At 58.4% G+C, this 23,854-nt stretch carries 25 protein-coding genes; 11 read left to right on the top strand and 14 right to left on the bottom strand.

Annotated features, from left to right (window positions below; translation table 11 throughout):
• Positions 1-2 precede the first annotated feature (2 nt).
• Both ribF and murJ read right to left on the bottom strand, forming a co-directional pair.
• Positions 3-941, bottom strand: coding sequence for a bifunctional riboflavin kinase/FAD synthetase (gene ribF / locus CEC48_RS23820; protein WP_076014011.1), 939 nt, complete (start codon positions 939-941; stop codon positions 3-5).
• A gap of 118 nt (positions 942-1,059) precedes the next feature.
• Positions 1,060-2,598: a murein biosynthesis integral membrane protein MurJ gene (gene murJ / locus CEC48_RS23815; protein WP_088425974.1), complete on the bottom strand. Its 1,539-nt coding sequence runs from the start codon at positions 2,596-2,598 to the stop codon at positions 1,060-1,062.
• A 254-nt stretch (positions 2,599-2,852) separates the two neighbouring features.
• Between murJ and rpsT the strand changes: the two genes are divergently transcribed.
• Positions 2,853-3,131 carry a 30S ribosomal protein S20 gene (gene rpsT / locus CEC48_RS23810; RefSeq protein ID WP_003215870.1) on the top strand — a complete coding sequence of 93 codons (279 nt, stop codon included), beginning with the start codon at positions 2,853-2,855 and terminating at the stop codon, positions 3,129-3,131.
• A gap of 102 nt (positions 3,132-3,233) precedes the next feature.
• Here rpsT and CEC48_RS23805 read toward each other — a convergent pair whose 3' ends face one another.
• The 5 genes from CEC48_RS23805 to rplU form a co-directional block, all read right to left on the bottom strand.
• Positions 3,234-3,698: a CreA family protein gene (locus tag CEC48_RS23805; protein WP_008432835.1), complete on the bottom strand. Its 465-nt coding sequence runs from the start codon at positions 3,696-3,698 to the stop codon at positions 3,234-3,236.
• 17 nt (positions 3,699-3,715) lie between these two features.
• Positions 3,716-4,834: a glutamate 5-kinase gene (gene proB / locus CEC48_RS23800; RefSeq protein WP_010174957.1), complete on the bottom strand. Its 1,119-nt coding sequence runs from the start codon at positions 4,832-4,834 to the stop codon at positions 3,716-3,718.
• Between the two features lie 123 nt (positions 4,835-4,957).
• Positions 4,958-6,181, bottom strand: coding sequence for an Obg family GTPase CgtA (cgtA, locus tag CEC48_RS23795; protein WP_076014014.1), 1,224 nt, complete (start codon positions 6,179-6,181; stop codon positions 4,958-4,960).
• A gap of 194 nt (positions 6,182-6,375) precedes the next feature.
• A complete protein-coding gene (gene rpmA / locus CEC48_RS23790; protein ID WP_003215862.1) occupies positions 6,376-6,651 on the bottom strand; it encodes a 50S ribosomal protein L27 in 276 nt (91 codons plus the stop codon).
• A gap of 34 nt (positions 6,652-6,685) precedes the next feature.
• On the bottom strand, positions 6,686-7,000 hold the full coding sequence (gene rplU / locus CEC48_RS23785) for a 50S ribosomal protein L21 (protein WP_003176051.1): 315 nt from the start codon (positions 6,998-7,000) through the stop codon (positions 6,686-6,688).
• A 239-nt stretch (positions 7,001-7,239) separates the two neighbouring features.
• On the opposite strand from rplU, the gene CEC48_RS23780 reads away from it, so the two are divergent.
• The 3 genes from CEC48_RS23780 to CEC48_RS23770 all read left to right on the top strand — a co-directional run bounded on the left by CEC48_RS23780 (position 7,240) and on the right by CEC48_RS23770 (position 9,199).
• Positions 7,240-8,208, top strand: coding sequence for a polyprenyl synthetase family protein (locus tag CEC48_RS23780; RefSeq protein ID WP_003215860.1), 969 nt, complete (start codon positions 7,240-7,242; stop codon positions 8,206-8,208).
• A 186-nt stretch (positions 8,209-8,394) separates the two neighbouring features.
• Positions 8,395-8,736, top strand: coding sequence for a zinc ribbon domain-containing protein YjdM (locus CEC48_RS23775; protein WP_003215858.1), 342 nt, complete (start codon positions 8,395-8,397; stop codon positions 8,734-8,736).
• 205 nt (positions 8,737-8,941) lie between these two features.
• Positions 8,942-9,199, top strand: a complete 258-nt coding sequence (locus CEC48_RS23770; protein WP_088425973.1) for a hypothetical protein — start codon at positions 8,942-8,944, stop codon at positions 9,197-9,199.
• Positions 9,200-9,345: 146 nt separating this feature from the next.
• On the opposite strand, the gene CEC48_RS23765 is transcribed toward CEC48_RS23770, so the two are convergent.
• The 3 genes from CEC48_RS23765 to CEC48_RS23755 form a co-directional block, all read right to left on the bottom strand.
• The gene (locus CEC48_RS23765) at positions 9,346-9,963 is read right to left on the bottom strand and encodes an FKBP-type peptidyl-prolyl cis-trans isomerase (RefSeq protein WP_088425972.1); all 618 of its coding nucleotides are present in this window, start codon (positions 9,961-9,963) and stop codon (positions 9,346-9,348) included.
• Positions 9,964-10,077: 114 nt separating this feature from the next.
• A complete protein-coding gene (locus CEC48_RS23760) occupies positions 10,078-10,389 on the bottom strand; it encodes a DUF6482 family protein (protein ID WP_088425971.1) in 312 nt (103 codons plus the stop codon).
• 78 nt (positions 10,390-10,467) lie between these two features.
• A complete protein-coding gene (locus tag CEC48_RS23755) occupies positions 10,468-10,956 on the bottom strand; it encodes a TIGR00645 family protein (RefSeq protein WP_088425970.1) in 489 nt (162 codons plus the stop codon).
• Between the two features lie 165 nt (positions 10,957-11,121).
• On the opposite strand from CEC48_RS23755, the gene CEC48_RS23750 reads away from it, so the two are divergent.
• Positions 11,122-12,951, top strand: a complete 1,830-nt coding sequence (locus CEC48_RS23750) for a hypothetical protein (RefSeq protein ID WP_088425969.1) — start codon at positions 11,122-11,124, stop codon at positions 12,949-12,951.
• A gap of 1 nt (position 12,952) precedes the next feature.
• Here the strand turns inward: CEC48_RS23750 and CEC48_RS23745 are convergent, their stop codons facing one another.
• Positions 12,953-13,282: a hypothetical protein gene (locus tag CEC48_RS23745; protein WP_017477813.1), complete on the bottom strand. Its 330-nt coding sequence runs from the start codon at positions 13,280-13,282 to the stop codon at positions 12,953-12,955.
• A 199-nt stretch (positions 13,283-13,481) separates the two neighbouring features.
• Positions 13,482-15,920, bottom strand: coding sequence for a Lon protease family protein (locus CEC48_RS23740; protein WP_088425968.1), 2,439 nt, complete (start codon positions 15,918-15,920; stop codon positions 13,482-13,484).
• Positions 15,921-16,188: 268 nt separating this feature from the next.
• On the opposite strand from CEC48_RS23740, the gene CEC48_RS23735 reads away from it, so the two are divergent.
• The 4 genes from CEC48_RS23735 (at position 16,189) to CEC48_RS23720 (ending at position 20,415) form a co-directional block, all read left to right on the top strand.
• Positions 16,189-16,677 (top strand): DUF3015 domain-containing protein, encoded by a 489-nt coding sequence (locus tag CEC48_RS23735; protein WP_088425967.1) that lies wholly within the window; start codon positions 16,189-16,191, stop codon positions 16,675-16,677.
• Positions 16,678-16,770: 93 nt separating this feature from the next.
• Entirely contained in the window at positions 16,771-18,624 is a 1,854-nt protein-coding gene (locus CEC48_RS23730) for a DUF4105 domain-containing protein (RefSeq protein WP_088425966.1), read from the top strand.
• Positions 18,625-18,645: 21 nt separating this feature from the next.
• Positions 18,646-18,954, top strand: a complete 309-nt coding sequence (locus tag CEC48_RS23725; RefSeq protein WP_088425965.1) for a chorismate mutase — start codon at positions 18,646-18,648, stop codon at positions 18,952-18,954.
• Positions 18,955-19,329: 375 nt separating this feature from the next.
• Positions 19,330-20,415 (top strand): type I restriction endonuclease, encoded by a 1,086-nt coding sequence (locus tag CEC48_RS23720; protein WP_088425964.1) that lies wholly within the window; start codon positions 19,330-19,332, stop codon positions 20,413-20,415.
• Positions 20,416-20,489: 74 nt separating this feature from the next.
• On the opposite strand, the gene CEC48_RS23715 is transcribed toward CEC48_RS23720, so the two are convergent.
• Positions 20,490-20,780, bottom strand: a complete 291-nt coding sequence (locus CEC48_RS23715; protein ID WP_088425963.1) for a DUF3077 domain-containing protein — start codon at positions 20,778-20,780, stop codon at positions 20,490-20,492.
• 428 nt (positions 20,781-21,208) lie between these two features.
• Here CEC48_RS23715 and CEC48_RS23705 point away from each other — a divergent pair, with 428 nt between their 5' ends.
• Both CEC48_RS23705 and CEC48_RS23700 read left to right on the top strand, forming a co-directional pair.
• Positions 21,209-21,565 (top strand): hypothetical protein, encoded by a 357-nt coding sequence (locus tag CEC48_RS23705; protein ID WP_088425961.1) that lies wholly within the window; start codon positions 21,209-21,211, stop codon positions 21,563-21,565.
• 70 nt (positions 21,566-21,635) lie between these two features.
• Positions 21,636-22,133, top strand: coding sequence for a GreA/GreB family elongation factor (locus tag CEC48_RS23700; protein ID WP_088425960.1), 498 nt, complete (start codon positions 21,636-21,638; stop codon positions 22,131-22,133).
• Here the strand turns inward: CEC48_RS23700 and gdhA are convergent.
• Entirely contained in the window at positions 22,130-23,467 is a 1,338-nt protein-coding gene (gdhA, locus tag CEC48_RS23695; protein ID WP_088425959.1) for an NADP-specific glutamate dehydrogenase, read from the bottom strand. The two genes, CEC48_RS23700 and gdhA, sit on opposite strands and share 4 nt — an antisense overlap.
• Positions 23,468-23,854: the final 387 nt, after the last annotated feature.

Raw genomic sequence — 23,854 nt, 5'->3', positions numbered from 1 at the left:
CATTAGCGATGGGCGCTAGGTGCGGCTAGTGCACGGGCGGCGGCGACATCCGCATTGATCGCCGTTTTCAACGCCTCCAGGGAGGCGAAACGCTGCTCTTCACGCAGCTTTTGGTGGAAAGCCACCGTCAAACGCCGGTCATACAAATCACCGGCAAAATCCAAAAGGTGAACTTCCAGGTGGGCTTTGCCATCACCTGCAACCGTGGGCCTGACGCCTATGTTGGCGACTCCGGGCCACGATTGGCCGTCGATGTCGACACTCACCAGGTAAACCCCGGTCAGTGGCACACGACGGCGCTTGAGTTGCACGTTGGCGGTTGGCGTGCCCAGTTGGCGCGCCAGCTTCTGGCCGTGCAGAACCCGCCCGGCAATCCGGAACGGGCGACCGAGCAAACGCTCGGCCAAGGCGAAGTCGGCAGCGGCCAGGGCGTTACGCACTTGGGTACTGCTCACGCGCAGGCCGTCCAGTTCGACGGTTTGCGCGGCTTCGACGGTAAAACCCTGGGTGACGCCGGCTTGTTGCAGGAAATCGAAATCGCCTACCCGGTCGCAACCGAAACGGAAGTCGTCGCCGACCTCCAGGTGCTGCACGCCCAGGCCGTCCACCAGGATACGGTCGACGAACTCGGCGGCGCTGAGGCTGCGCAAACGCTGGTTGAAAGCCAGGCAGAGGACGCGGTCGACGCCTTCTTCAGCCAGCAGTTGCAGTTTGTCCCGTAGACGGGCCAGACGCGCCGGCGCCGTCTCCGGGGTAAAGAATTCGCGCGGCTGTGGTTCAAAAATCACCACGCAGCTGGGCACGCCCAACTCAACCGCACGCTCACGCAGGCGGGCCAGGATAGCCTGGTGGCCACGGTGAACACCGTCAAAGTTGCCAATAGTGGCGACGCAGCCCCGATGCTGGGGGCGCAGGTTGTGGAGACCTCGAACCAGCTGCATAACGCGCTTCTTGCTCATAAAGTGGTCGATTATAACCACACCCGGCCCCGGACGACAGGCAACAGCGCAGGCCATTTGCGCGAATCGATAAAACAACCGTCTTATCGACGAAAAGTCTCTAGCTCAGCGACTTGCGATTGAAATCCCGCAGGCGGAAGCCCATCAGCAGCAACATGCCGAAGTACACCACCACGCCAGCCACCACCAATGCACCGAGGCGCATGAAGCGCTCCAGCATATGGCCCTGATCCCAGGCGGGCATGAAGTGCATCAGGCCCAGCAGTACCGCAGCCATGGCACCCACCGCCACCACCAGCTTGATGGCAAACGGGCCCCAACCTGCCTGAGGCTGGAACATTTTCTGTTTACGCAGTTGGTAAAACAGCAGCCCGGCATTGATGCAGGCACCCACACTGATCGCCAGCGCCAGCCCGGCATGCTTCAGCGGGCCGATGAACGCCAGGTTGAGCAGTTGCGTCACCACAAGGGTAAAGATCGCGATTTTTACCGGGGTACGGATGTTCTGTTGAGCATAGAAGCCCGGGGCCAGCACCTTGATCACGATGATGCCCAGCAGGCCGACGGAATAGGCGATCAGCGCACGCTGGGTCATCGAGGCGTCAAATGCGGTGAACTGGCCGTACTGGAACAGCGCAACCGTCAGCGGCTCGGCGAGTAACCCCAAGGCCACGGCGCAGGGCAGCACCAACACGAAGCAAAGACGCAGGCCCCAATCGAGGATCCGCGAGTATTCGTGGCGGTCCTTGCTGGCATAAGTGCGAGACAACGTTGGCAGCAGGATGGTGCCAAGCGCCACGCCCAGCACGCCAGACGGCAACTCCATCAGACGGTCGGCGTAGTACATCCACGATACGGAGCCCGAGACCAGTAACGAGGCAAAGGCTGTATTGATGATCAGCGAGATCTGGCTGACGGAAACCCCGAGGATTGCCGGCAGCATATTGCGCATCACCCGCCAGACGCCGGTGTCCTTGAGGTTCAGGCGCGGCAGCACAAGCATGCCGATTTTCTTCAGGTGCGGCAGTTGGTACAGCAGTTGTGCCAGGCCACCGGCCAATACCGCCCAGCCCAGGGCCATCACGGGCGGATCGAAGTACGGCGTCAGGAACAGCGCAAAGATAATCATGCTGACGTTAAGCAGGGTCGGCACGAACGCCGGCACCGAGAAGCGGTTCCAGGTGTTGAGGATCGCCCCGGCAAGGGACGACAGGGAAATCAGCAATATATAAGGAAAGGTCACCCGCAACAGATCAGTGGTCAGGGCGAATTTTTCCGGCGTATTGGCAAAACCGGGGGCTGTGGCCCAGATCACCCAGGGCGCGGCGAGCATCCCGGCGATCGTCACCAGCGTCAGCACCAACGTCAGCAAACCCGAAACATAAGCAATAAAGGTGCGGGTCGCCTCCTCGCCTTGCTGGGCCTTGTATTCGGCCAGAATCGGCACGAATGCCTGGGAAAAAGCCCCCTCGGCGAAGATCCGCCGCAGCAGATTGGGCAGTTTAAAGGCAATAAAGAAGGCATCCGTGGCCATGCTGGCACCAAAAATACGTGCCAGCAGCGTGTCACGCACAAACCCCAGAACCCGGGAAATCATCGTGATAGAGCTGACGGCGGCCAACGATTTGAGCAGATTCATTGAAAGAGTTTTTGCCTATAGATAAAGAGCAGGCGAACAAACGGCCCACATATGCGATACTCCGCGCCTGCAACAAGCACAGAGCCAAAGCTCGCGAGTTTACAGGTCAAGCGCCGGAAATAAATCACCCGCCTCTTAAGATCGACCACTCAGCAGTTCGCATCACCCGCCCTTGACAAGACTTCAACTCATCGGCATGATTCGCGGCCTATTTTGTTTGCTATTTCCTAAAAAGTCTTTCGAGGAGCTCGACGGTGGCCAACACACCTTCCGCCAAAAAACGTGCAAAACAGGCTGAGAAGCGTCGCAGCCACAACGCCAGCCTGCGTTCCATGGTTCGTACCTACATCAAGAATGTAGTTAAGGCCATTGACGCAAAAGACGCTGAAAAAGCTCAAGCTGCTTACGTTCTGGCCGTGCCAGTTATCGACCGTATGGCCGATAAAGGCATCATCCACAAGAACAAAGCTGCTCGCCATAAAGGTCGTCTGAATGGCCACATCAAGGCTCTGAACCTTGCTGCTGCAGCCTAAGCGATAAGCTTGTTAAAAAACCGACCTCAGGGTCGGTTTTTTATTACCTGCGATTTGAACAAGCCAAAAAAGAGCCGGCATGCCGGCTCTACGTGTTTAGGCTTATTGCGCGGTAGGCCACGGCAAGATCGGAATCGCCGTCACCGCATTCTGCGGGCTGCCTTCGATCAAGCGGTCGCTGTAGACCAGATACACCAGGGTATTGCGCTTCTTGTCGAGGAAACGCACCACCTGCATGGTCTTGAACACCAGGGACGTGCGCTCCTTGAACACCTCATCCCCATCCTTCAGCTCGCCCTTGAAGCGAATTGCGCCGACCTGACGGCAGGCAATCGACGCCTCGGCGCGATCCTCTGCCAGACCCAGGCCGCCCTTCACGCCGCCCGTCTTGGCGCGGGACAGGTAGCAGGTCACGCCATCCACCTTCGGATCATCAAAGGCCTCGACCACGATGCGGTCATTGGGGCCGACAAACTTGAACACCGTCGACACCTGGCCAATCTCTTCGGCCGACGCCAGCAACGGCATCGCCAGCAGCAAACCGAGCAATCCCTTCATTACGCGCATCGAGACTTCCTTTTTACTTAAACCAGAATCAGGTTATCCCGGTGAACCAACTCCGGCTCAGCCATGTAACCCAACAGACCGACAATCGCTTCAGACGACTGCCCAATGATTTTCTGCGCCTCAAGGGCACTGTAGTTGGCCAGGCCACGGGCGATCTCGCGACCGTCCGGCGCCACACATACCACCATCTCGCCACGGCGGAAGCTGCCCTGGACCAATTTTACACCTACCGGCAGCAGGCTTTTGTTGCCCTGAGACAACGCAGACACCGCACCGGCATCCAGCACCAGGGTACCGCGCGTCTGAAGATGCCCCGCCAGCCACTGCTTGCGCGCCGCCAGCATGCCGCGCTCAGGCGACAGCAGCGTACCGATACGCTCGCCTGCCTTGAGGCGATCCAGCACCCGCTCAATCCGGCCGCCCACAATGATGGTATGCGCGCCTGAACGCGCCGCCAGCCGCGCCGCACGCAGCTTGGTCTGCATGCCGCCACGCCCCAGAGCACCACCGACACTACCGGCTACCGCATCCAGCGCCGGATCATCGGCGCGCGCTTCGTAAATCAACTGGGCATCAGGGTTATTGCGCGGGTCGGCGTCAAACATGCCGTCGCGATCCGTGAGGATCACCAGCAAGTCAGCCTCAACCAGGTTAGCCACCAGCGCCGCCAGGGTGTCGTTGTCGCCGAAACGAATTTCGTCGGTTACCACGGTGTCGTTCTCGTTGATCACCGGGATCACCTTGAGTTCCACCAGGGCGCGCAAGGTGCTGCGGGCATTCAGGTAGCGCTTGCGGTCTGACAAGTCGTCATGGGTCAGCAGAATCTGCGCCGTGTGGCGACCGTGCTCGGCAAAGCTGGACTCCCAGGCCTGCACCAGGCCCATCTGACCAATGGCGGCAGCGGCTTGCAGCTCGTGCATCGCGCTGGGTCGCGCGGTCCAGCCGAGACGGCTCATGCCCGCAGCAACAGCCCCGGACGACACCAGCACCAACTCGACGCCAGCCTCATGCAAGGCCACCATCTGATCCACCCAGACGCTCATGGCCGCACGATCCAGCCCTTTGCCATCCGCCGTCAGCAGCGCGCTACCGATCTTAACGACCCAACGCTGCGCACCTGTCACTTTGCTCCGCATCATCTTCAACCTTAGATTGAGGGCCGCGCGACCCAGCGCCGCCCATAACGTTATTCGTGACTACGTATATCCAGATACCAAAACGCCGCTCGAGTGAGCGGCGTTTAAGTTTATCGCAACGGATCAGTCGCGCACGTAAATGATTTCCGGGCCATCTTCATCATCCACGTCTTCTTCGTCCCAATCATCGTCACCGATGTCATGGACCGACTTCACGCCACTGCGACGCAGCGCGCGCTGGTCGTCCAGCGCCTGCAACTGGGCACGGGCTTCGTCTTCGATGCGCTGATCCAGTTCGGCCAGTTCCGCCTTATAGACAGGGTCGGCAGCCAGGCGATCGGCACGGTCTTCCAGGTAACGCATGATGTCGCGAGTCAGGCGCTCAGTGCCTTCTTTGGCAATGGCGGAGATCACGTAGACCGGACCCGTCCATTCCAGGCGATCGACGATTTCCTTGACGCGCTCTTCGTGCTCTTCCTCGAGGATCTGGTCGCACTTGTTCAGCACCAACCAACGATCACGCTCAGCCAGGGATGGGCTGAACTTGGTCAGCTCGCTGACGATCACTTCAGCAGCGTCCGGCGCACTGGTGTCATCCAGCGGCGCCATGTCGACGAGGTGCAGCAGCAAACGGGTACGGGACAAGTGCTTGAGAAAGCGAATCCCCAGGCCCGCGCCATCGGATGCACCTTCGATCAGGCCCGGAATGTCCGCGACCACAAAGCTTTTCCAGCGGTCGACACTGACCACACCCAGGTTCGGCACCAAGGTCGTGAACGGGTAATCGGCGACTTTCGGCTTGGCAGCAGACACTGAGCGAATGAACGTACTTTTACCGGCGTTCGGCAGACCCAGCAGACCCACGTCAGCCAGCACCTTCATTTCCAGCTTGAGGTCACGCTGCTCGCCAGGCTTGCCCGGCGTGGTCTGGCGTGGCGCACGGTTGGTACTGGATTTGAAACGGGTGTTACCCAGACCGTGCCAGCCGCCATGAGCCACCAGCAGGCGCTGACCGGCTTTGGTCAGGTCACCGATGATTTCCTGGGTAGCGGAGTCGATCACGGTGGTGCCGACCGGAACCCGCAGGACCAGCTCTTCGCCTTTTTTACCGGTGCAGTCAGTGCTGCCGCCGTTGGAGCCACGCTCGGCATCAAAGTGCCGGGTGTAACGGTAGTCCACCAGGGTGTTGAGGTTTTCGTCGGCGATCATGTAGACCGAGCCGCCATCACCGCCATCACCGCCGTTAGGACCACCGTTTTCGATGAATTTTTCCCGACGGAAACTCATGCAACCGTTACCGCCGTCGCCAGCTTTTACTCGGATCGAAACTTCATCAACAAACTTCATAACAAAACGCCTCTCGTCGCGTGGACGAGCTTAAGAAACCAAGACATAAGACTCTTGCAAAAATGAGCGCAGCGACCTCAAGCAACGACCGCAAATCCAGCTGCTTTCGCCCATCACAAACAGCTTTGCAAGAGACTCACCCCACAAACGAAAAAGCCCCGTCGCGAGACAGGGCTTTTCCAGCAACTACGTAATTATGCCGCGACGACTTCAGTCTTCGGGACAATGCTCACGTAACGGCGGTTGAAAGCGCCTTTTACTTCAAACTTGATCACGCCGTCGATTTTAGCGAACAGAGTGTGATCTTTACCCATGCCAACACCGTAACCGGCGTGGAATTGGGTGCCGCGCTGACGCACGATGATGTTGCCCGGAATGATAACCTGGCCGCCATACATCTTCACGCCAAGGCGTTTGGCTTCTGAGTCGCGACCGTTACGGGTACTACCACCAGCTTTTTTGTGTGCCATGAGTCAATTCTCCTAGTGAGGAATTAGGCTGAAATTAAGCCTGAATACCGGTGATTTTGATCTCGGTGTACCACTGGCGGTGGCCCATACGCTTCATGTGGTGCTTACGACGACGGAACTTGATGATGCGGACTTTATCGTGACGACCTTGGGAGATCACTTCAGCCACAACGGTAGCGCCTGCAACAACTGGAGCGCCGATGTTCACGTCATCGCCATTGGCGACCAACAGAACGCGATCAAAAGTAACGGATTCGCCAGTAGCGATTTCCAGCTTCTCGATCTTCAGGTATTCACCTGGGGCGACCTTGTATTGCTTGCCACCAGTAACAATTACTGCGTACGACATGGTATTTCTCCGATAATCCTGCTCACCCAGCGCTTTATAAGAAGAGGTATTGGCTGGCATGGCTGCATGGGATGGACGTCCCGAATGCAATTGCGTAAGGCAGGTGCTGCCCAGGAAGTTCAGGGTGCGCGATTGTACGCAAGCTATGGAGGTGTTGCAAGTAGCCGTCTATCGCGCCTTGACACTACGAGACGCGGGTCCTAGCATGCCGCGCAACCCTTTCGGAGCGACTGTCGCTGATGCAACCCCAAGCTTTCTACCGCGCGGTGGCGGACGATTTTAGCGCCGTCGACGGCATCATCAAGAAGCAGCTGACTTCTAAAGTGCCGCTGGTCTCCAAAATTGGCGACTACATTACGTCGGCCGGCGGTAAACGCCTGCGTCCTTTATTAGTGTTGCTGTGTGGCAAGGCCTTGGGCCGCGAAGGCGATGACCTGCGCCTGCTGGCTGCGACCATCGAGTTCCTGCACACCGCCACCTTGCTGCACGACGACGTGGTCGACATGTCCGGCATGCGCCGTGGTCGCGAGACGGCCAACGCCATGTGGGGCAACGCGCCAAGCGTGCTGGTGGGCGACTTCCTGTACTCGCGCTCGTTCGAAATGATGGTCGAACTGGGCTCGATGCCGGTGATGAAGATTCTTTCACAGGCCACGCGCATCATCGCTGAAGGCGAAGTGCTGCAGCTGTCGAAGGTTCGCGACGCCAGCACCACCGAAGAAACCTACATGGAAGTGATTCGCGGCAAGACTGCGATGCTCTTCGAAGCCTCGACCCACAGCGCCGCAGCCCTCTGCGAAGCGACCCCCGAGCAGAGCGAAGCCCTGCGTACCTTCGGCGATCACCTTGGTGTGGCCTTCCAACTCGTGGACGACCTGCTGGATTATCGCGGCGACGCCGAAACCCTGGGCAAGAACGTCGGTGACGACTTGGCCGAGGGCAAGCCGACCTTGCCGCTGATCTACACCATGCGCGAAGGCACGCCGGAACAGGCCGCCCTGGTGCGCAAGGCGATCCAGAAAGGCGGGATCGAAGACCTGGAAAGCATCCGCGAAGCCGTGGAAGCCTCGGGCTCCCTCGAATACACCGCGCAATTGGCCCGTGACTACGTCGCTCGCGCCATCCAATGCCTGGAAGCCCTTCCAGCCAGCGAATACCGGGACGCCCTGGTTGAGCTGAGTGAATTCGCGGTCGCCCGCACTCACTGATGAACATCTGTAGGAGCGAGCTTGCTCGCGAAGAACGTTAACGATAATGCGTACATCCTGAATAAACGCGGTGTCATTGAGTTCTTCGCGAGCAAGCTCGCTCCTACAGGGACGGCGCTCCCCTCCCCACGCTAAAACCCTATACAATGTGCGCTTTTTAGCCATCCTGAAACTAAAGGAGCTTTAGTGAGCACGTTGCCACCCTGCCCGAAATGCAATTCCGAATACACCTACGAAGACGGCGCCCAGCTGATTTGCCCGGAATGCGCCCATGAATGGGCCGTCGGTGGCGAAGCCGAGGCTGCCAGCGATGAATCCGTGAAGAAAGACTCTGTGGGTAACGTCCTGCAGGACGGCGACACCATCACTGTGATCAAGGACCTCAAGGTCAAGGGCACGTCCCTGGTGGTCAAGGTCGGCACCAAGGTCAAGAATATCCGCCTGTGCGACGGCGACCACGATATCGACTGCAAGATCGACGGTATCGGCCCGATGAAGCTCAAGTCCGAGTTCGTGCGCAAGGTCTGAATCTGCTGCTTCCATCTCGTGCCCTGCACGGGATGGCGCTTCACCCTCCCCGCGTCACTTCCGCACTTCCGCACTGGCGGCAAAAGGCCAGGCCTTTTGATCAAAAACAATATCCACACAGAAAAATCCGGAAATCGCCAATAGGCACTTGCTATTCCTTGAATAAGAATTATTCTCATTGAAACCCATCAAGGAGACGCAACCCATGACTTATTTGATCGATGCCTGGCTGGACCGTCCACACCCATACCTGCGGATCCTCCACCGGGAAACCGGGGAAGTCTGCGCGGTGCTGGAAGAAGAAGCGTTAAGTGAACTGCAGGATCAGGGCGACCTGGACGTCAATGGCCTGAGTTCCAGTGAACCTTCGGTGTTGAAGGAGGTGGTGAGAAACCTGTTTCTGTTCTGCTATGCCCGGGCGTTGCGCCCGGTGACGGATCTCAATGGCAAGTTTCATCCATGAGCAACCGCGCAAAATCAGGTCGCACCAGCTTCATGTGGGAGCGGGCTTGCCTGCGATAGCATCGCCTCGGTAACACGTCAGACCGAGTCGTCTGCATCGCGGGCAAGCCCGGCTCCCACATAAAGCAAGAACAACAGTCAGCGGTCTTACAGAACGTCGAGCAGCTCGACGTCGAATACCAGAACGCTGTGCGGCGGGATGCTGCCAACGCCTTGAGCGCCGTAAGCCAGTTCGCTCGGCACGTACAGACGCCATTTGCTGCCGGCATTCATCAGTTGCAGGGCTTCGGTCCAGCCGGCGATCACGCCGCCAACCGGGAATTCTGCAGGCTGGCCGCGCTCGTAGGAGCTGTCGAACACAGTGCCGTCGATCAGAGTGCCGTGGTAGTGAGTGCGAACCTGGTCTTCACGGCCAGGCTTGGCGCCATCACCTGCAGTCAGCACTTCAAATTGCAGGCCGGAAGCCAGGGTGGTGATGCCGTCACGCTTGGCGTTTTCAGCCAGGAAAGCCAGGCCTTCACCAGCAGCAGCTTCAGCCTTTGCAGCGGCTTCGGCTTGCATGATTTCGCGGATGACCTTGAAGCTGGCGGCCATTTGCTCTTGGTCCACGCGGCTAGGCTTGCCGGCAAAAGCGTCGGTCAGGCCAGCCAGGATCGCGTCCAGGCTCACGCCCGGTGGCGGGTTGTCGCGCAGTTGGTCGCCCAACTGACGGCCAATGCCGTAGCTCACGCGGGTTTCGTCGGTGGACAAGTTAACTTCGGACATGGAACTGCTCCGCTGTAGGACAGCGCCGGAAAACTGCAACATTTCCCGAACCGCCCAGAACTAAAAGGGCGAGCAGACTAGCACACAAGAACGACCGATGATGAGCCCCCGCCCTTACCAGGCAGAGTGGATCGCGATCGGCAAGCGCAGGCTTTCCTCGGCACTGGGCGGCATGCCGCACATTTCGTCGTGCACCGAGGTGTGCACCAGCTCAAACGGCATTTTCGGCATGGCGTGCTTGTGCAGCAGTTGGCGCGCGTGCTCCACCGAGCGCAGGTGCAGGGTTTTGCCCTGGTCATCACCCAACGGGTAGGCCTTGCCCTGCATGCGGGCTTCCAGCACGTAGATGCCACCTTCGAGGGAGATCAGGCTCAATTGGTCAATGCGCCCCACCGTGGCGTAGGCATACAGCTCTTGCAGGTTCATGGCGGCACCTCCAGGACAGAGCTATAGAAATAGGCCGGAACGCCTCGAACCACAAGGCGAATACCGGCCACTCGTCCATTAGTGCTTGGTGACTTTGTCCAGGTAGCCCATGGCAAACGCCGACACCACGAAGGTCATGTGAATGATCACGTACCACTTCAGGTGCTCGGGGTCGACGTTCTTGGCGTCCATGAAGACCCGCAGCAAATGGATCGACGAAATCGCCACGATAGACGCCGCGACCTTCATCTTCAGCGACGAGGAATCCATGGTCCCCAGCCAGTTGAGCTTCTCTTTGCTTTCGTCGATGTCGAGCTGGGAGACGAAGTTCTCGTAGCCGCTGATCATCACCATCACCAGCAAGCCACCCACCAGGGCCATGTCGATCAAGGACAGCAGCACCAGGATCACATCCGACTCGGTCATCGTGAAGACGATGGGAATCACATGGAACACTTCCTGGAAGAATTTCAGCCCCAGCGCCAGCAGCCCCAGGGACAACCCGAAATAGATCGGCGCCAACAGCCAGCGTGAGGCATACATTGCATTTTCGATAAAGCGTTCCATTGAATCTCACACAGCTTGGCTAAAAATGGAGCCGAGTATACCAGCCGCACCCAACCCCCAGAAACCGTCGAGAAAACTGATCTGTACGGCATCTGTAAAAGATTTTTTCTGCTAGTGTCGAGCTATCAACTCGGCTCGATGATGTCGGACAGGAAAACTCAGATAATGGATGTGCGATCCCCTTTGGCCAGCATTGGCCTGTGCGCGGCGTTGCTGATGGGCAGCGGTTGTTCACCCAGCGATGAACACAAGCAAGCCAGCCTCGAAGAGAAAACCGCCAAGTTCGAACAGTCCCTGGATGCCATCCAGGACTCCAAGCTCAAGGACGCCGTGTCCGAGCTCGGTGGCTCGCTGCTGTTGCTGGAACGGGCACGGGCCAAGCTCGCCACCAAGCCCATCGAGGCCGAGTACAGCGAAGACGCCCTGGCGCTGCTCAAGCATTACCCTACGCCCCAGGCCCTGGTTGACACCTACATCAATGGCCTGTTTGTGCTGCGCAAGGCGTCCCATTCGGACTACCTGACGGACCTGCAGCCGATCTTCCCGTTCAACTTCAACATGCCCGACCAATTCCCCTTCCCCCACGGCCTGGAATGGCAGTCGGTAACCCTGAGCAACAACAAGGTCATCCCCTTCCAGCCGGAATGGTCGGAAACCGACCCGGGCATCCAGTTGAGCCCCACCAGTTCCAACCTGACCAACCCCGATGACCTGACGGTCACCTACCCGTTCGTCGAAGGCATCGAGACAGAAAACAAGAGCCAGCCGCAGCCCGTCACCCTCAAGGGCAAGGTAGAAGTGATCGCCCCGCGCAAAGTCTTCACCTTCGATTTGTCGAAAAAGGACGTGGGCCACAAACGCACCGAAGAAAACGTCACCGTCACCCTGCTGACCCTGGAAAAGAACTACGCCGAGATCGAACTGACCAACAGCGCCCCGCTGGCGCCGGAAGTCGCGGACGAATCGCCTAACCCGCTGCTGGTACAGGCTCGCGATACCACCGGGCAATTTCTCTCGCGTTCGGGCTCGATCAACGAAAACGCTGCACAACTGGCGTTCTACGAGAAGCAACTCGCCCAGATGCAAAAGCAGAAGGCCTGGTCCGACGCCTTCGAGAAGCAACTGGAAGACGAGCAGAAAGCCTTCGAACAAAAGCAAGGCAGCCACTACACCAAGGTGTACTTCAATGGCCTGATCGACAACCTGCAAGTCAGTGTCCTAGACTTTTCCCAAGCCACCGTGACCCGCAAAGACCTGGACCTGCCCGTACGGCGCTTCGACAAGAACAGCCTGGAAAAAACCGTGCAGCCCTTGCCGATGCCCGTCACCGTGTATGACGACCAGGCTTCGGACTGGCTCAAGGACGCCACCCTGTCCGAAGACCATCTGAAGAAAAGCGTCACCATCAACCAGTCGGTGGATGACGCCAGCGCGGCGCACGTCGAGTTTGATCACCCCTACACCTTCAACGACGACCTGCTGGGCGACGACCGCGGCGGCGGTGATGCCCCCGTGACCTTCCTCACCGCCAACGAAGAAGGCAAGCTCGGCGAGCCGATCGAACTACCCGCCGAAGCCTACGAGGTCGACCCGGGGCGCGGCACCATTACCTATGACCTGAACCTGTTCCCCGAAAACCCTGGGTTTGCCGTGGGGTCAATGCCGCTGTTCCTGGCCACCATCGAAAAAGGCAGCGTCATTGCCGGGCAACTGCCCAAAGGCCTGGAGCTGAAAGACAACGCGCTGATTGTCGACCAGAATCTGTTCCCCGCTGACAGCTGGCGGTTCTATGCCAAGGACGCCAGTGGCAACTACTTGAAGGAAATTCTCGGCGTCAGCCACCGCGCTGAGGAGTACGGCACGGCGTTGTTCGACGTGCATTACTTCTACGGCCAGCCGACCACGCTGGAGACCTACCAGCGCACCGGGCTGAAAACGGTGCAGTATGGATTTGAAGTGAAGCTGGACAAGCCCGAGGCCGCCCCGCAGAAATAACCTATCGGTGCATGTCCCCTACCACTTGCGGCCGCCCGCCATTGAGCTGTCGCAAGTGCGCTTGCAGGTGCAGGCACCAGATCTGCGGGTCGTCAGCCAGTTCGTACCCGTGCAGGGTCAGGCTTTCGACGATCGAATCGAGGATGGTTTGTGCCACGAAAGGTCCGTGAAACGGGCCTTGGGACTTGATGGTGGAAGGCTGTTCGCCGGTCATTCCGGCGGCAAACAACAAGGTCCACATCCCGGTATCCCCCGCGAGAGGGCGAATGGAACATTCGATACGGGTGACCAGGCCCAGGCACTGGCGGGTGAGGCAGAGGTTGCGCGACATGGCGGCGACCCTCGGTAGATCCGGTATTCAGCCTCGCAAGGCAAGACTGTTTCTATCCAGCGACTCCTGTGGATATCCCTAGAGGTGAGAATAGAAGAAACCCGCTACAAACCAAGGCGGGGGGACCAACGGACAACTGCCGTCACGGCGGCGTCAAAAATATGCCGAAGGGGCCTGAAACCGGCCCCTTCGGCACTGATCACACGGGTTTGGCCTCAGCCAACGCCTCCTGCGCCAGCTCCTTCTCGACTTCCTTCAGGTCATCTTCACTGATCATCTCGGCAATCGCCCGCAGACGCTCCACCACCCGTGCATTGACGCTGCCTTCTGGGAATTGCCCCTCCTCGTCCGGCGAGCCGGCAGGCTCACCCACCAGCAGGCTCAAGGCCTCGTCGGCCTGACGCACGGCGTAGACATGGAACTGCCCCTGCCGAACGGCCTGCAACACCTTCTCATCAAGCATCAGCGTCGCGACGTTGGCCTGGGGAATGATCGCCCCCTGCTCGCCGGTCAGCCCGCGGGCTTCACAGAGGCGGAAGAAGCCTTCGATCTTCTCGTTGACCCCGCCCACCGCCTGCACTTCACCAAACTGGTTGATGGAGCCGGTGATCGCAAAGCACTGCTTGAGCGGCGTCTTCGACAGGGCCGAGATCAAGGTGCACGCCTCGCCCAGGGACGCGCTATCGCCGTCGACATAACCGTAGGACTGCTCCAGGGCGATACTCGCCGAGATCGCCAGCGGGAATTCCTGGGCATAACGGCTGCCCAGGTAACCGGTGAGGATCATCACGCCCTTGGAGTGGATCGGCTGGCCGAGGTTAACTTCACGCTCGATATCCACAATGCCACTGCCGCCCGGGTACACCGAGGCAGAAATACGCGCCGGCACACCGAACGCCGAATCACCGACCTCCAGCACCGTCAGCCCGTTGCACTTGCCCACGGCCGCACCGGCCGTGTCGATCAGGATCACCCCGGCGAGCATGTCATCGAGAATTCGCGCCGACACCCGCCCGGTGCGCGTGGCCTTGGCCTTTAGCGCACGTTCGATATGCCCGGAATCCGTGCGCTCATCACCCGCCAGGTGCCGAATGAAATCCGCCTCGCTGACCAGCTGGAACAAATCACCGATACGCGCCGACAGGCGCCCCTGGTTCTCCGCCAGCCGCGCGCTGTAGGTCGCCAGCCGCGCTACCGCGTCCGAGGTCAACGGCGCCATGCCTTCTTCCGAGGTACGGGTTTTCAGCAACTGGGCGAACTGCTCCAGGCTTTCATCCACCATCGGGATGTCTTCGTCAAAATCCACCAGCACCCGGAACATCTCCTGGAAGTCCGGATCCGCGTCCTGCAACGCGTAGTACAGCTGACGGGAACCAATGATGATGACCTTGAGCTGCAACGGAATTACTTGCGGGTTGAGGGTCACGGTGGCCAGGCGGCCCAGTTCGCCCAACGGGGATTCCATCTTCAGCTTGCGCGATTGCAAGGCACGCTTGAGGGCGTCCCACACAAACGGCTCGCTGAGCATTTTCTCGGCTTCAAGGATCAGGAAACCGCCATTGGCACGGTGCAGTGCACCCGGTCGCAATTGGCGATACGTGGTGTAGAGCGCGCCTTGGTCGGTGCTGTATTCAATACGGCCGAACAGGTTGTCGTAGGTCGGATGCGGCTCGAACACCACCGGCGCGCCACCGTTGACCGGATGGCCCACCACCAGGCTCGGGCAGTACTGCTCTTCCAGCAACTTGCGGGCCTGGGCGTCGGTTTTTGCGTCGTCCACCAACTGCTCGACCACGGTTTTCAGCAGGTAGACCTGCATCGCCTGCAGGTAGCCGCAGACTGCCGCGTTCTCCGCATATTTCTCGGACAACGGCGCCAGCAGTGGCTGCAAGGCCAACGTGATGGTTTCTTCGTTGAACTGGCGCATCTGGTTGTTGGACTCGCGCTTCCACTGGGGCAGGCTGGCGAGTTCTTCGTTGAGGCGTTCTTCCAGCTCGGAAATATCGGTATGGAAACGCTCGCGGTCGGCTTCCGGCAACTGCGAAAACTCGGCCTCGTCCAGGGCCTTGCCATCGAGCATCGGGGTAAACGCGATGTTGGTGCTGTCACGGTACAGCGCCACGTCCTTTTCCAGGGCCAGGCGCTCGATCACGTCCAGGGCTCGGTCGTAGCGCTGGTTGAAGGCACGGTCGATAGCGCTTTTGCGCTGCTGATACGTCGGGTGTTCAAAGACGGCCGGGAAGGTTGCGACGAGGTTGTCGATCAGGCCGTTGATGTCAGTGATGAACGCGGCAGCACCGCCCGCAGGCAGCTCCAGCGCGCGGGGTTCGCGAGGCTCATCGAAATTATTGACGTAGACCCAGTCCGCCGGGGTCTGCAGGCGTTTGCCTTCGGCCTTGAGGTAGCGTTTGACGAACGAAAAACGCCCGGTACCGGGCTCGCCCATCACAAATACGTTGTAACCGGGGCGTGGCATGGCCACACCGAACTGCAAGGCTTCGACCGCACGTTCCTGGCCAAGCACACCGCGAAAGGGCTCCAAATCATTGGTGGTCGAGAAGCTGAACTGTTCAGCGGAAAAAGGACGAGTCAGCGCTTCGGGCGCTAGACGCAAGCTGGCAGCAACAGGATCAGGCATCGGGCTTCCTTACATCAGGCGGGGCAGATGACGGCATTCTGGCGCCGGGTTGGGCCGGCTGGCAAGGCACGGCTTAGGGAAAGCATAGACCCGGGTTCGGGGCTGTAAAAAAACCGCGTGTTTCCGGCTTGTTTCACAAAAAGTCACGGAACCCTTGGATCGTGCCTAAACTCCAACCTGCTGCGGGTTGGACTAATAACCGACCCCTAGGGTGCTGTCAGGCACCTGAACCCTTGTCCATTGGTTTGCACACAAAGAGAACAAAGCTATGAAACGGATCCTTCTCGGTACTCTCTTCACCGTCGTCTCCCTCAATGCAATGGCTGAATCGCCAGGTGGCCCGAACTGCGGTTGGGGCAACATGTTGTTCGAAGGCCAACGCGGCACTCCCGCTCACTTCCTGGCTTCCACCACCAACGGTACTTCGGGTAACGCCACCTTCGGCATGACCTCGGGCACCAACGGTTGCAGCACCAACAGCGCACTGACCTACGGTGGCAAATCCTGGATTGCCATGAATGGCATGATGAACGAGCTGTCCGAAGACATGGCCAAGGGTAACGGCGAAGCGCTGACTACCTACGCCGTGGTACTGGGTGTTGCTCCTGAAGACCGCGAGCACTTTGCCGCCGTGACTCACGAGCACTTCCAGCAAATCTTCAGCAAGGCTGATGTAACGGCTGATGACGTGCACAACAACACCCTGGCAGTTCTGAAAGGCGACACCCGTCTGGCGAAATACGCTACCCAGGCTTAAGCTCGACCCGCCCGTGCCTTTCGAGGCACGGGTTTTATTATTTTTGGACCTGCCTCCCCTTTGGGTCTTTTTATCTCGACTTAAGTTGCCCACATGCTCAAACGCCTTGCCTACCTGGCACTCTTCGCCTGCGCCCCGCTGTATGCGGCGCCGCACCTTGATGATCAACGTTTGCAGCAACTGGCCAACGACCCGTTCTGGCTCTCGCTGGGGCATTACGAGTCCGGCAAGTTCGAAGGCTGGCGCAGTTATGTCAGCGACAAGAAATTCTTCCTCGCACCCGATGGCGCCCACCATCCGGACCAGGAGCTGAAGGCGACCGTAGAGGCGCTGTACGCCCCGGCCAGCCTCGGCGAAAAACACGCCCAATGCGTTTACCCGGCACGTACCCGCTGGCTCAAGGACCAGTTGCACCTGACTGACTTGCCGGCGCTGGACTGCAAGGAATTCAAGCAATGGTTCAAGGACGTCGCCCCCCACAGCGCAGTGATGATCTTCCCGGCGGCCTACCTCAACAGCCCATCGTCAATGTTCGGCCATACCCTGCTGCGCATCGACCAGGCTGACGTGCAGAGCAACAACACCGCCCTGCTCAGCTATGCGATCAACTTCGGCGCCTATATCGAAGGCTCCGACAACAGCATCCTCTACGCCTGGAAAGGCTTGATGGGTGGTTATCCCGGCCTGTTTGCGCTGGTGCCCTACCAGGAAAAACTCTCGGAATACCGTAGCCTGGAGAACCGCGACCTGTGGGAATACCGCCTGAACCTGACCCAGGTCGAGACCGAACGCATGGTCGAGCACGTGTGGGAACTCAAGCAGATCCAGTTCGACTACTTCTTCTTCGACGAAAACTGCTCCTATCGCCTGCTGGAGCTGCTGCAGGTGGCCCGCCCGAGCCTGCGGCTGACCGAACAATTCCCGCTGACCGCCATCCCCACCGACACGGTAAAAGCCGTGAAAGAGGCCGGCCTGGTGGAGAAAATCGACTATCGTCCGTCCCGTGAGCGCGAACTGCTGGAACGCGCCAAGCCGCTGAACAGTGACGAGCAGCAATGGGTGTTGAAGATCAGCGACGACCAGAAACAACTGCAAGCCCCTACCTTCAAGGCCATCGCCAAAGACCGCCAGGCCCTGATCATCGATGCCGCCTACCGCCTTGGCCGCTACCGCGCCAACGGCCTGGAGCGCGACACCGAACGTTCCCAGCGCAGCTTCGAACTGCTGCGGGCGATCAACCAGAACCCCGCGCCGGACTTGAAAATCGAGCGCCCAGGTCTTCCCGAAGACGGCCATGAGTCGCGCACTTGGCAAGCCGGCATCGGCACCCGGGGCGACAAGGCATTTGGCGAATACGGCCTGCGCATGGCCTACCACGACCTGAATGACAACGCCGAAGGCTTCCCCCTGGGCGCGCAGATCGAAATCCTGCAAATGAAACTGCGCCAGTACGAAGGCAATCACTGGCAGTTGCAGCAACTGGACCTGGCGACCATTCGCTCACTGACCCCGCGTAACGAACTGCTGCAGCCTTGGTCCTGGCAAGTGACCGGCGGCCTTGAGCGCGTGCCGGGCAAGCATGATGACGAGACGCTGGTGAGCCACGTCAACGGCGGCGCCGGCGGCACCTGGCAACTGCGCGACGACATGCTCGGCTTCGCCCTCGGCACCGTGCGCGTGGAACATAACAGCGACTTTGGCGAAGCGATCTCCCCGGCGGCCGGTTTCAATACCGGCGTGCTGTGGCGCAACCCGCTGGGCAACCTGAGCCTGGAAGCCAAGGGTGATTTCTTCACCAATGGCGAAGTGCGGCGCAGTATCAGCCTGAATCAACAGTGGGAATTGTCGCGCAACCTGGGGCTGAGATTGAGTGCGCAGCGTGAATACAGCCACTTGGCGACACCGGTGAATGAGGTGATGCTGGAGGTGAAGTGGTATCACTATTAATCCATCAGGAGCTTTACCGACATGGCAGTCAACTGCACCAGCCTTGAACAAGTCCGGGAAAACATCGACCGTCTTGATCGCCAGATCGTCGCGCTATTGGCCGAACGAGGGGGCTTTGTCTCCCAGGCTGCGCGGTTCAAAAAAGACAGTGACGGGGTTAAGGCACCGCAGCGGGTTGAGCAGGTGATCGCCAAGGTTCGCGATCTCGCTCATACCGTTGGCGCCAATCCGGACGTCACAGAGCAAGTCTATCGGGCGATGATTGCAGCGTTCATCCAGCAAGAACTGGCAGAACACGCCGCGCTGACACTTGACTCAACTGCGCCATAATCTTGTGGCGAGGGAGCTTGCTCCCGTTGGGCTGCGCAGCAGCCCCAAAACCAGACACCTCACCCTATCTGAAATATCTCAATAGCCTGAACAGGGGCCGCTTCGCGCCCCAACGGGAGCAAGCTCCCTCGCCACAAGTTCCGCGCCAGCCTTGAAGTAGCAAGCCCCCTACAATTCCATCTCGGCTCAGAAATTTTCTTGCCCCTCACAACTCATTGATAAATAAGCGCGAAAAGTCATACGATTTTTTAGCTTTTTTCATCCGATACAAATCAGCTCTATTCCATTCTCTTTATCAGAATTAATGTCTAGTATCGGATGGCAATCAAATTGCCACCACATCTATACACGGATCTGAATAGGTAAGAGGCTCATATGGATTTTTTTGAAAAGCTCACTAGTCTGGCGGCTAAAGTCCGACTACAAGGCCCTGCAATTCAAACAGAAGAAGCCACAAAAAACGCTTTTGTAATGCCGTTTATAAATACAGTATTGGGCTACGACGTATTTGATCCACAGGAAGTAACGCCGGAATTTGTCTGCGACATCGGGACAAAAAAAGGTGAAAAGATCGATTACGCCATTATGAAAAATGGAGAGGTACAAATACTCATCGAATGCAAAAAAATCGGTGAGTCACTCAGCATCAATCACGCGTCACAGCTGTTTCGCTATTTCCACGTCACAAGCGCGAGGATTTCGATTCTCACCAACGGCCAGGTCTATCGCTTTTTCACTGATCTGGACGCACCCAACAAAATGGATGAAAAGCCATTCTTAGAGTTGGATTTGCTGGACATTGACGAGTACTCAGTACCGGAGCTGACCAAGCTGACGAAGTCTGCCTTCGATGTAGATTCGATCATCAATGCTGCCGGAGAGCTGAAATACGTCAGCCAAATCAAAAAAGTGATCGCCGCGCAAGTCATCAAGCCAGATGACGATTTCGTCAAGGTTTTCGCTTCCCGCGTGTACGAAGGCGTGATTACACAGAAAGTTAGAGAGCAGTTTTTTGAGTTAACTCGAAAGGCGTTAAGCCAGTTCCTCAACGATCAAATCAATGATCGACTTAAGTCAGCAATGAGCGGCTCCATTCAGCCGGCTCTGGCCTCACTGCCCACTTCTCCCGCCGCTAATACCGAAGTTACAGAGCGCGACGAATCAGAAGATAAAATACTCACTACCTTGGAAGAACTTGAGGGATATCACATAGTAAGGGCTGTCGTACGCTCGGTGGTGGATGCCAAACGAATCGTGCAGCGAGATACACAGAGCTATTTTGGGATATTGCTGGACGACAATAATCGCAAGCCGATTTGTCGCCTTCATTTCAACCGCAGTCAGAAATACATTGGGATTTTTGACGAGGAGAAAAATGAAACCCGACATGCGATTTCGTCGATTGACGAGATTTACGAATACTCAGACCAGCTGAAAAAAACAGTGGGTTACTACGACTGAAGGCAGGATGGTGAGGGCTGCTATGCAGCCCTGCGCGGGACAAGCCCGCTCACCACAGGGATAAGTATTTGTCTCTAGGTGACGGGCGTCATCGCTTGGGAGAGGTCGTCCACCACTGCCTTGCCCATCTCGCATAGATAATGCGCTGCCCACGCATATTGCTCACCTCGTACATCCATGGCGGCTTCCATTGCGAGTGTCTTGGAGTAGTGAAGCAGTGTGGAGGCATGTTCCAGCGCTTCACCAATCGGCATGCCTGCGTTGACACGGAACAGGGGCTTCTCGTTTTCGCCATAGTTGCCGAAAGTGACTACACCGACGGTAATGATTGAGGACAGCGGTGGATCGGGGACGACTTTAGTCATGATGTCTCTTCTAAGTGAAAAAAGGGACCACCACGACACGTCGCTAAACATGAAGGGGTGGCAGCTGTACGCAGGTTAGCGAACCGGTCACCTAGACACCCGGCAGATCCGAGGATCTCCCGCGCACAGCCGCCATAACACGATATGGCCGACAAAAAATCCGTCTGCCAAGTGTGTAAAAAGGTTGCGTCTTGGTGGTTCGGGTCGCTAAACCCGTTCGCTGTTCTCACAGCGAAGTCAGGAGGCTAGTGATCCAAACCCTAAGGCGCAATAGGGTGGAGATTCTCTAGGAATCGTCCTGCAATTTAAAGGGAATCGTCGTTAATGGCCCTTTAACTCAACGCCTTTCTCACGTCCCTTTCACATCTCCCCAACGAATCGCCTTCTAAACTCCGTCCATCAGCCGTTCAACGGCCAGGGAGCAAGCGATGTGGCGGTACGCAGTAATGCTGGGCCTGTTGGCCCTGCTATCGGGTTGCCAATCAACCCATGAGGATTTACTGGCCAAGGGTTACCCACCCGCCTTCGCCGACGGCTACGACGACGGTTGCAGCAGCGGCCGCCAAGCCGCCGGGGTGATCACCGGGGAATTTCGCAAGAACGTCCCCCGCTACCTGAAAGACCGCACCTACGCCGAAGGCTGGGATGACGGCTTCCGCCAGTGCAAGGCGATGCGCGAGAGCGAAGACCTCAATGACTACAAGAACCGCCACTGGGACGACCGCGAACGCGCCTGGCAACAGGAAAAAGACCGCGACGCCGCACGGGCCTTTCGCTCGCAATAGGTCGCTTTCAGACATCCAGCGAAACTTAAGCCCTGCGACCATGGCCCAAACTCCATAGCAGGAGAACGTCATGAGTCGAGCTTTCGTCAACGAAGACAGCGCCGCCGCCCAGGCCAACCAACCGGTGGAACGCCAGGTCAGCGCGCAACCCAATCACCTCACCGCCCGTGGGCTTGCGCAGTTGCAGGCCAAAGTTGCGCAGTTACAAAACGAGCACAGCGAAGAGTCCGCCAAGGGCGAGCAGGCCGATAAACAGCGCCAGGCCGACCTTGAGCGGGATTTGCGTTACTTCAACCAGCGCCTGCAAAGCGCCCAGGTGGTGGCGCCGGCGACCTCCACCGACAAGGTGCAGATTGGCAGTTGGGTGACCTTTGCCAATGAACAGGACGAAGAGCAGCGCATTCAGTTGGTGGGCGAAGACCAGGCCGACGCCACGGTGGGCCTGATCAATTGGGGCTCGCCCCTGGGCCGGGCGCTGCTGGGTGCGCAGGTCGGCGACGAGGTGCTGTGGAAGCGCCCCGTCGGTGATCAGTTGATCGAAATCCTGCGCATCGAGCCCGAGGTTTAAACGATGCCTTGGGCCAGCATCGCGTCCGCGACTTTCACAAAGCCTGCGATGTTCGCGCCCTTCACGTAGTTGACCCGCCCGCTCTCTTCGCCGTAATGCACGCACGCATGGTGGATCGACTGCATGATGGTGTGCAGCTTGCTGTCCACTTCACCGGCAGTCCACAGCAGGCGCATGGCGTTCTGCGACATCTCCAGCCCGCTCACCGCCACGCCGCCTGCATTGGACGCCTTGCCCGGCGCGAACAGGATGCCGGCCTCGATAAAGATATCCACAGCCTCAAGGGTGGTGGGCATGTTGGCGCCTTCGGCCACGCACACGCAGCCGTTGCGCAACAGGGTGCGCGCCGCTTCGGCGTCCAGTTCGTTCTGGGTCGCGCAGGGCAGTGCAATGTCGCAGACCAGTTCCCACGGCGCTTTGCCGGCGCGGAACTCCAGGCCGAAACGCGAGGCCAATTCGCTGATGCGCCCGCGCTGGACGTTTTTCAGCTCCAGCAGTGCCGACCATTGTTCTTCGGTCAAACCGCTTTCGCAGTACAGGGTGCCTTCGGAGTCTGACAGGGAAATCACCTTGCCGCCCAGGTCCATGACCTTGCGCGCCGCGTATTGAGCGACGTTGCCGGAACCGGAGATAGCCACGCGCTTGCCTTCGACACGCTCGCCGTTGCGCTTGAGCATTTCTTCAGCGAAGTACACACAACCAAAACCGGTGGCTTCCGGGCGGATCAAGCTGCCGCCGTAGCTCATGCCCTTGCCGGTCAGCACCGAGGTGAACTGGTTGCTCAGGCGCTTGTACTGGCCGAACAGGAAACCAATCTCACGGGCGCCCACGCCGATATCACCGGCCGGCACATCCACGTCCGAACCGATATGGCGGTACAACTCGCTCATGAACGCCTGGCAGAAACGCATCACCTCGGCGTCGCTCTTGCCCTTGGGGTCGAAGTCCGAGCCGCCCTTGCCGCCGCCCATGGGCAGCGAGGTCAGGGAGTTCTTGAAGGTTTGTTCGAAGGCGAGGAATTTCAGCACCCCCAGGTTCACCGACGGGTGGAAACGCAGGCCGCCTTTGTATGGGCCGATGGCGCTGTTCATCTGGATCCGGAACCCGCGGTTGACTCGCACTTTGCCCTGGTCATCTTCCCACGACACCCGGAACACAATCGCACGCTCCGGCTCGCAGATGCGCTCCAGGATGCCCGAGGTCAGGTAGTGGGGATTGGCCTCAAGAAACGGCCACAAACTGCGCAGGACTTCTTCCACGGCCTGGTGGAATTCAGGCTGGTCGGGGTCGCGTTTCTTGAGGCGGGCAAGGAAGGATTCAACGGATTCGATCATGAAAAGTCTCGGCAAATTTATTGTCGTTAAAGGAGATTTGTCCCGGACTTTATCAATTCATGCTGCACCGTGACAGGGCAAAATGTCGCTTTTGTGAATTTAAATGGTGCATTAGATATAAATACAGGCTGTTTTTTGCACCTTAATGAGGATTTCAATCCAGATTTCGCACCAACAGGTGAACCGCTTTCGCGAGCAAGTCGAATGAATTCAACTCGGTCCACCTGAAAACACGCAAAAAAAAACGGAGCCCGAAGGCCTAATGCCAGTCAGTTAAGCTGACTGGCTTTTTTATTTCTGATCGGATATTTCGGTGATTTGAGCCGGATGGCCCGCGGATAAATGCGCTCCTCACGCCGATGAGGCAGGACGTAATGCATGGCTGAG

It is taken from the genome of Pseudomonas sp. K2I15, assembly GCF_002204795.1.
Lineage (GTDB): Bacteria > Pseudomonadota > Gammaproteobacteria > Pseudomonadales > Pseudomonadaceae > Aquipseudomonas.
The sequence above is the reverse complement of the archived record's forward strand: the minus strand, read 5'-3'. Positions and strand labels throughout refer to the sequence as shown.

Bases quoted from the DNA above. Each gene is read 5' to 3' on its own strand.
- rplU (WP_003176051.1), bottom strand. From the start codon at position 7,000: ATGTCGTACGCAGTAATTGTTACTGGTGGCAAGCAATACAAGGTCGCC.
- CEC48_RS23765 (WP_088425972.1), bottom strand. From the start codon at position 9,963: ATGTCCGAAGTTAACTTGTCCACCGACGAAACCCGCGTGAGCTACGGC.
- cgtA (WP_076014014.1), bottom strand. From the start codon at position 6,181: ATGAAGTTTGTTGATGAAGTTTCGATCCGAGTAAAAGCTGGCGACGGC.
- ribF (WP_076014011.1), bottom strand. From the start codon at position 941: ATGCAGCTGGTTCGAGGTCTCCACAACCTGCGCCCCCAGCATCGGGGC.
- CEC48_RS23760 (WP_088425971.1), bottom strand. From the start codon at position 10,389: ATGAACCTGCAAGAGCTGTATGCCTACGCCACGGTGGGGCGCATTGAC.
- CEC48_RS23780 (WP_003215860.1), top strand. From the start codon at position 7,240: ATGCAACCCCAAGCTTTCTACCGCGCGGTGGCGGACGATTTTAGCGCC.
- CEC48_RS23805 (WP_008432835.1), bottom strand. From the start codon at position 3,698: ATGCGCGTAATGAAGGGATTGCTCGGTTTGCTGCTGGCGATGCCGTTG.
- CEC48_RS23750 (WP_088425969.1), top strand. From the start codon at position 11,122: ATGGATGTGCGATCCCCTTTGGCCAGCATTGGCCTGTGCGCGGCGTTG.
- CEC48_RS23725 (WP_088425965.1), top strand. From the start codon at position 18,646: ATGGCAGTCAACTGCACCAGCCTTGAACAAGTCCGGGAAAACATCGAC.
- CEC48_RS23705 (WP_088425961.1), top strand. From the start codon at position 21,209: ATGTGGCGGTACGCAGTAATGCTGGGCCTGTTGGCCCTGCTATCGGGT.
- CEC48_RS23720 (WP_088425964.1), top strand. From the start codon at position 19,330: ATGGATTTTTTTGAAAAGCTCACTAGTCTGGCGGCTAAAGTCCGACTA.
- gdhA (WP_088425959.1), bottom strand. From the start codon at position 23,467: ATGATCGAATCCGTTGAATCCTTCCTTGCCCGCCTCAAGAAACGCGAC.
- CEC48_RS23740 (WP_088425968.1), bottom strand. From the start codon at position 15,920: ATGCCTGATCCTGTTGCTGCCAGCTTGCGTCTAGCGCCCGAAGCGCTG.
- proB (WP_010174957.1), bottom strand. From the start codon at position 4,834: ATGCGGAGCAAAGTGACAGGTGCGCAGCGTTGGGTCGTTAAGATCGGT.
- murJ (WP_088425974.1), bottom strand. From the start codon at position 2,598: ATGAATCTGCTCAAATCGTTGGCCGCCGTCAGCTCTATCACGATGATT.
- CEC48_RS23735 (WP_088425967.1), top strand. From the start codon at position 16,189: ATGAAACGGATCCTTCTCGGTACTCTCTTCACCGTCGTCTCCCTCAAT.
- CEC48_RS23715 (WP_088425963.1), bottom strand. From the start codon at position 20,780: ATGACTAAAGTCGTCCCCGATCCACCGCTGTCCTCAATCATTACCGTC.
- CEC48_RS23755 (WP_088425970.1), bottom strand. From the start codon at position 10,956: ATGGAACGCTTTATCGAAAATGCAATGTATGCCTCACGCTGGCTGTTG.
- CEC48_RS23700 (WP_088425960.1), top strand. From the start codon at position 21,636: ATGAGTCGAGCTTTCGTCAACGAAGACAGCGCCGCCGCCCAGGCCAAC.
- CEC48_RS23770 (WP_088425973.1), top strand. From the start codon at position 8,942: ATGACTTATTTGATCGATGCCTGGCTGGACCGTCCACACCCATACCTG.
- CEC48_RS23745 (WP_017477813.1), bottom strand. From the start codon at position 13,282: ATGTCGCGCAACCTCTGCCTCACCCGCCAGTGCCTGGGCCTGGTCACC.
- CEC48_RS23730 (WP_088425966.1), top strand. From the start codon at position 16,771: ATGCTCAAACGCCTTGCCTACCTGGCACTCTTCGCCTGCGCCCCGCTG.
- rpmA (WP_003215862.1), bottom strand. From the start codon at position 6,651: ATGGCACACAAAAAAGCTGGTGGTAGTACCCGTAACGGTCGCGACTCA.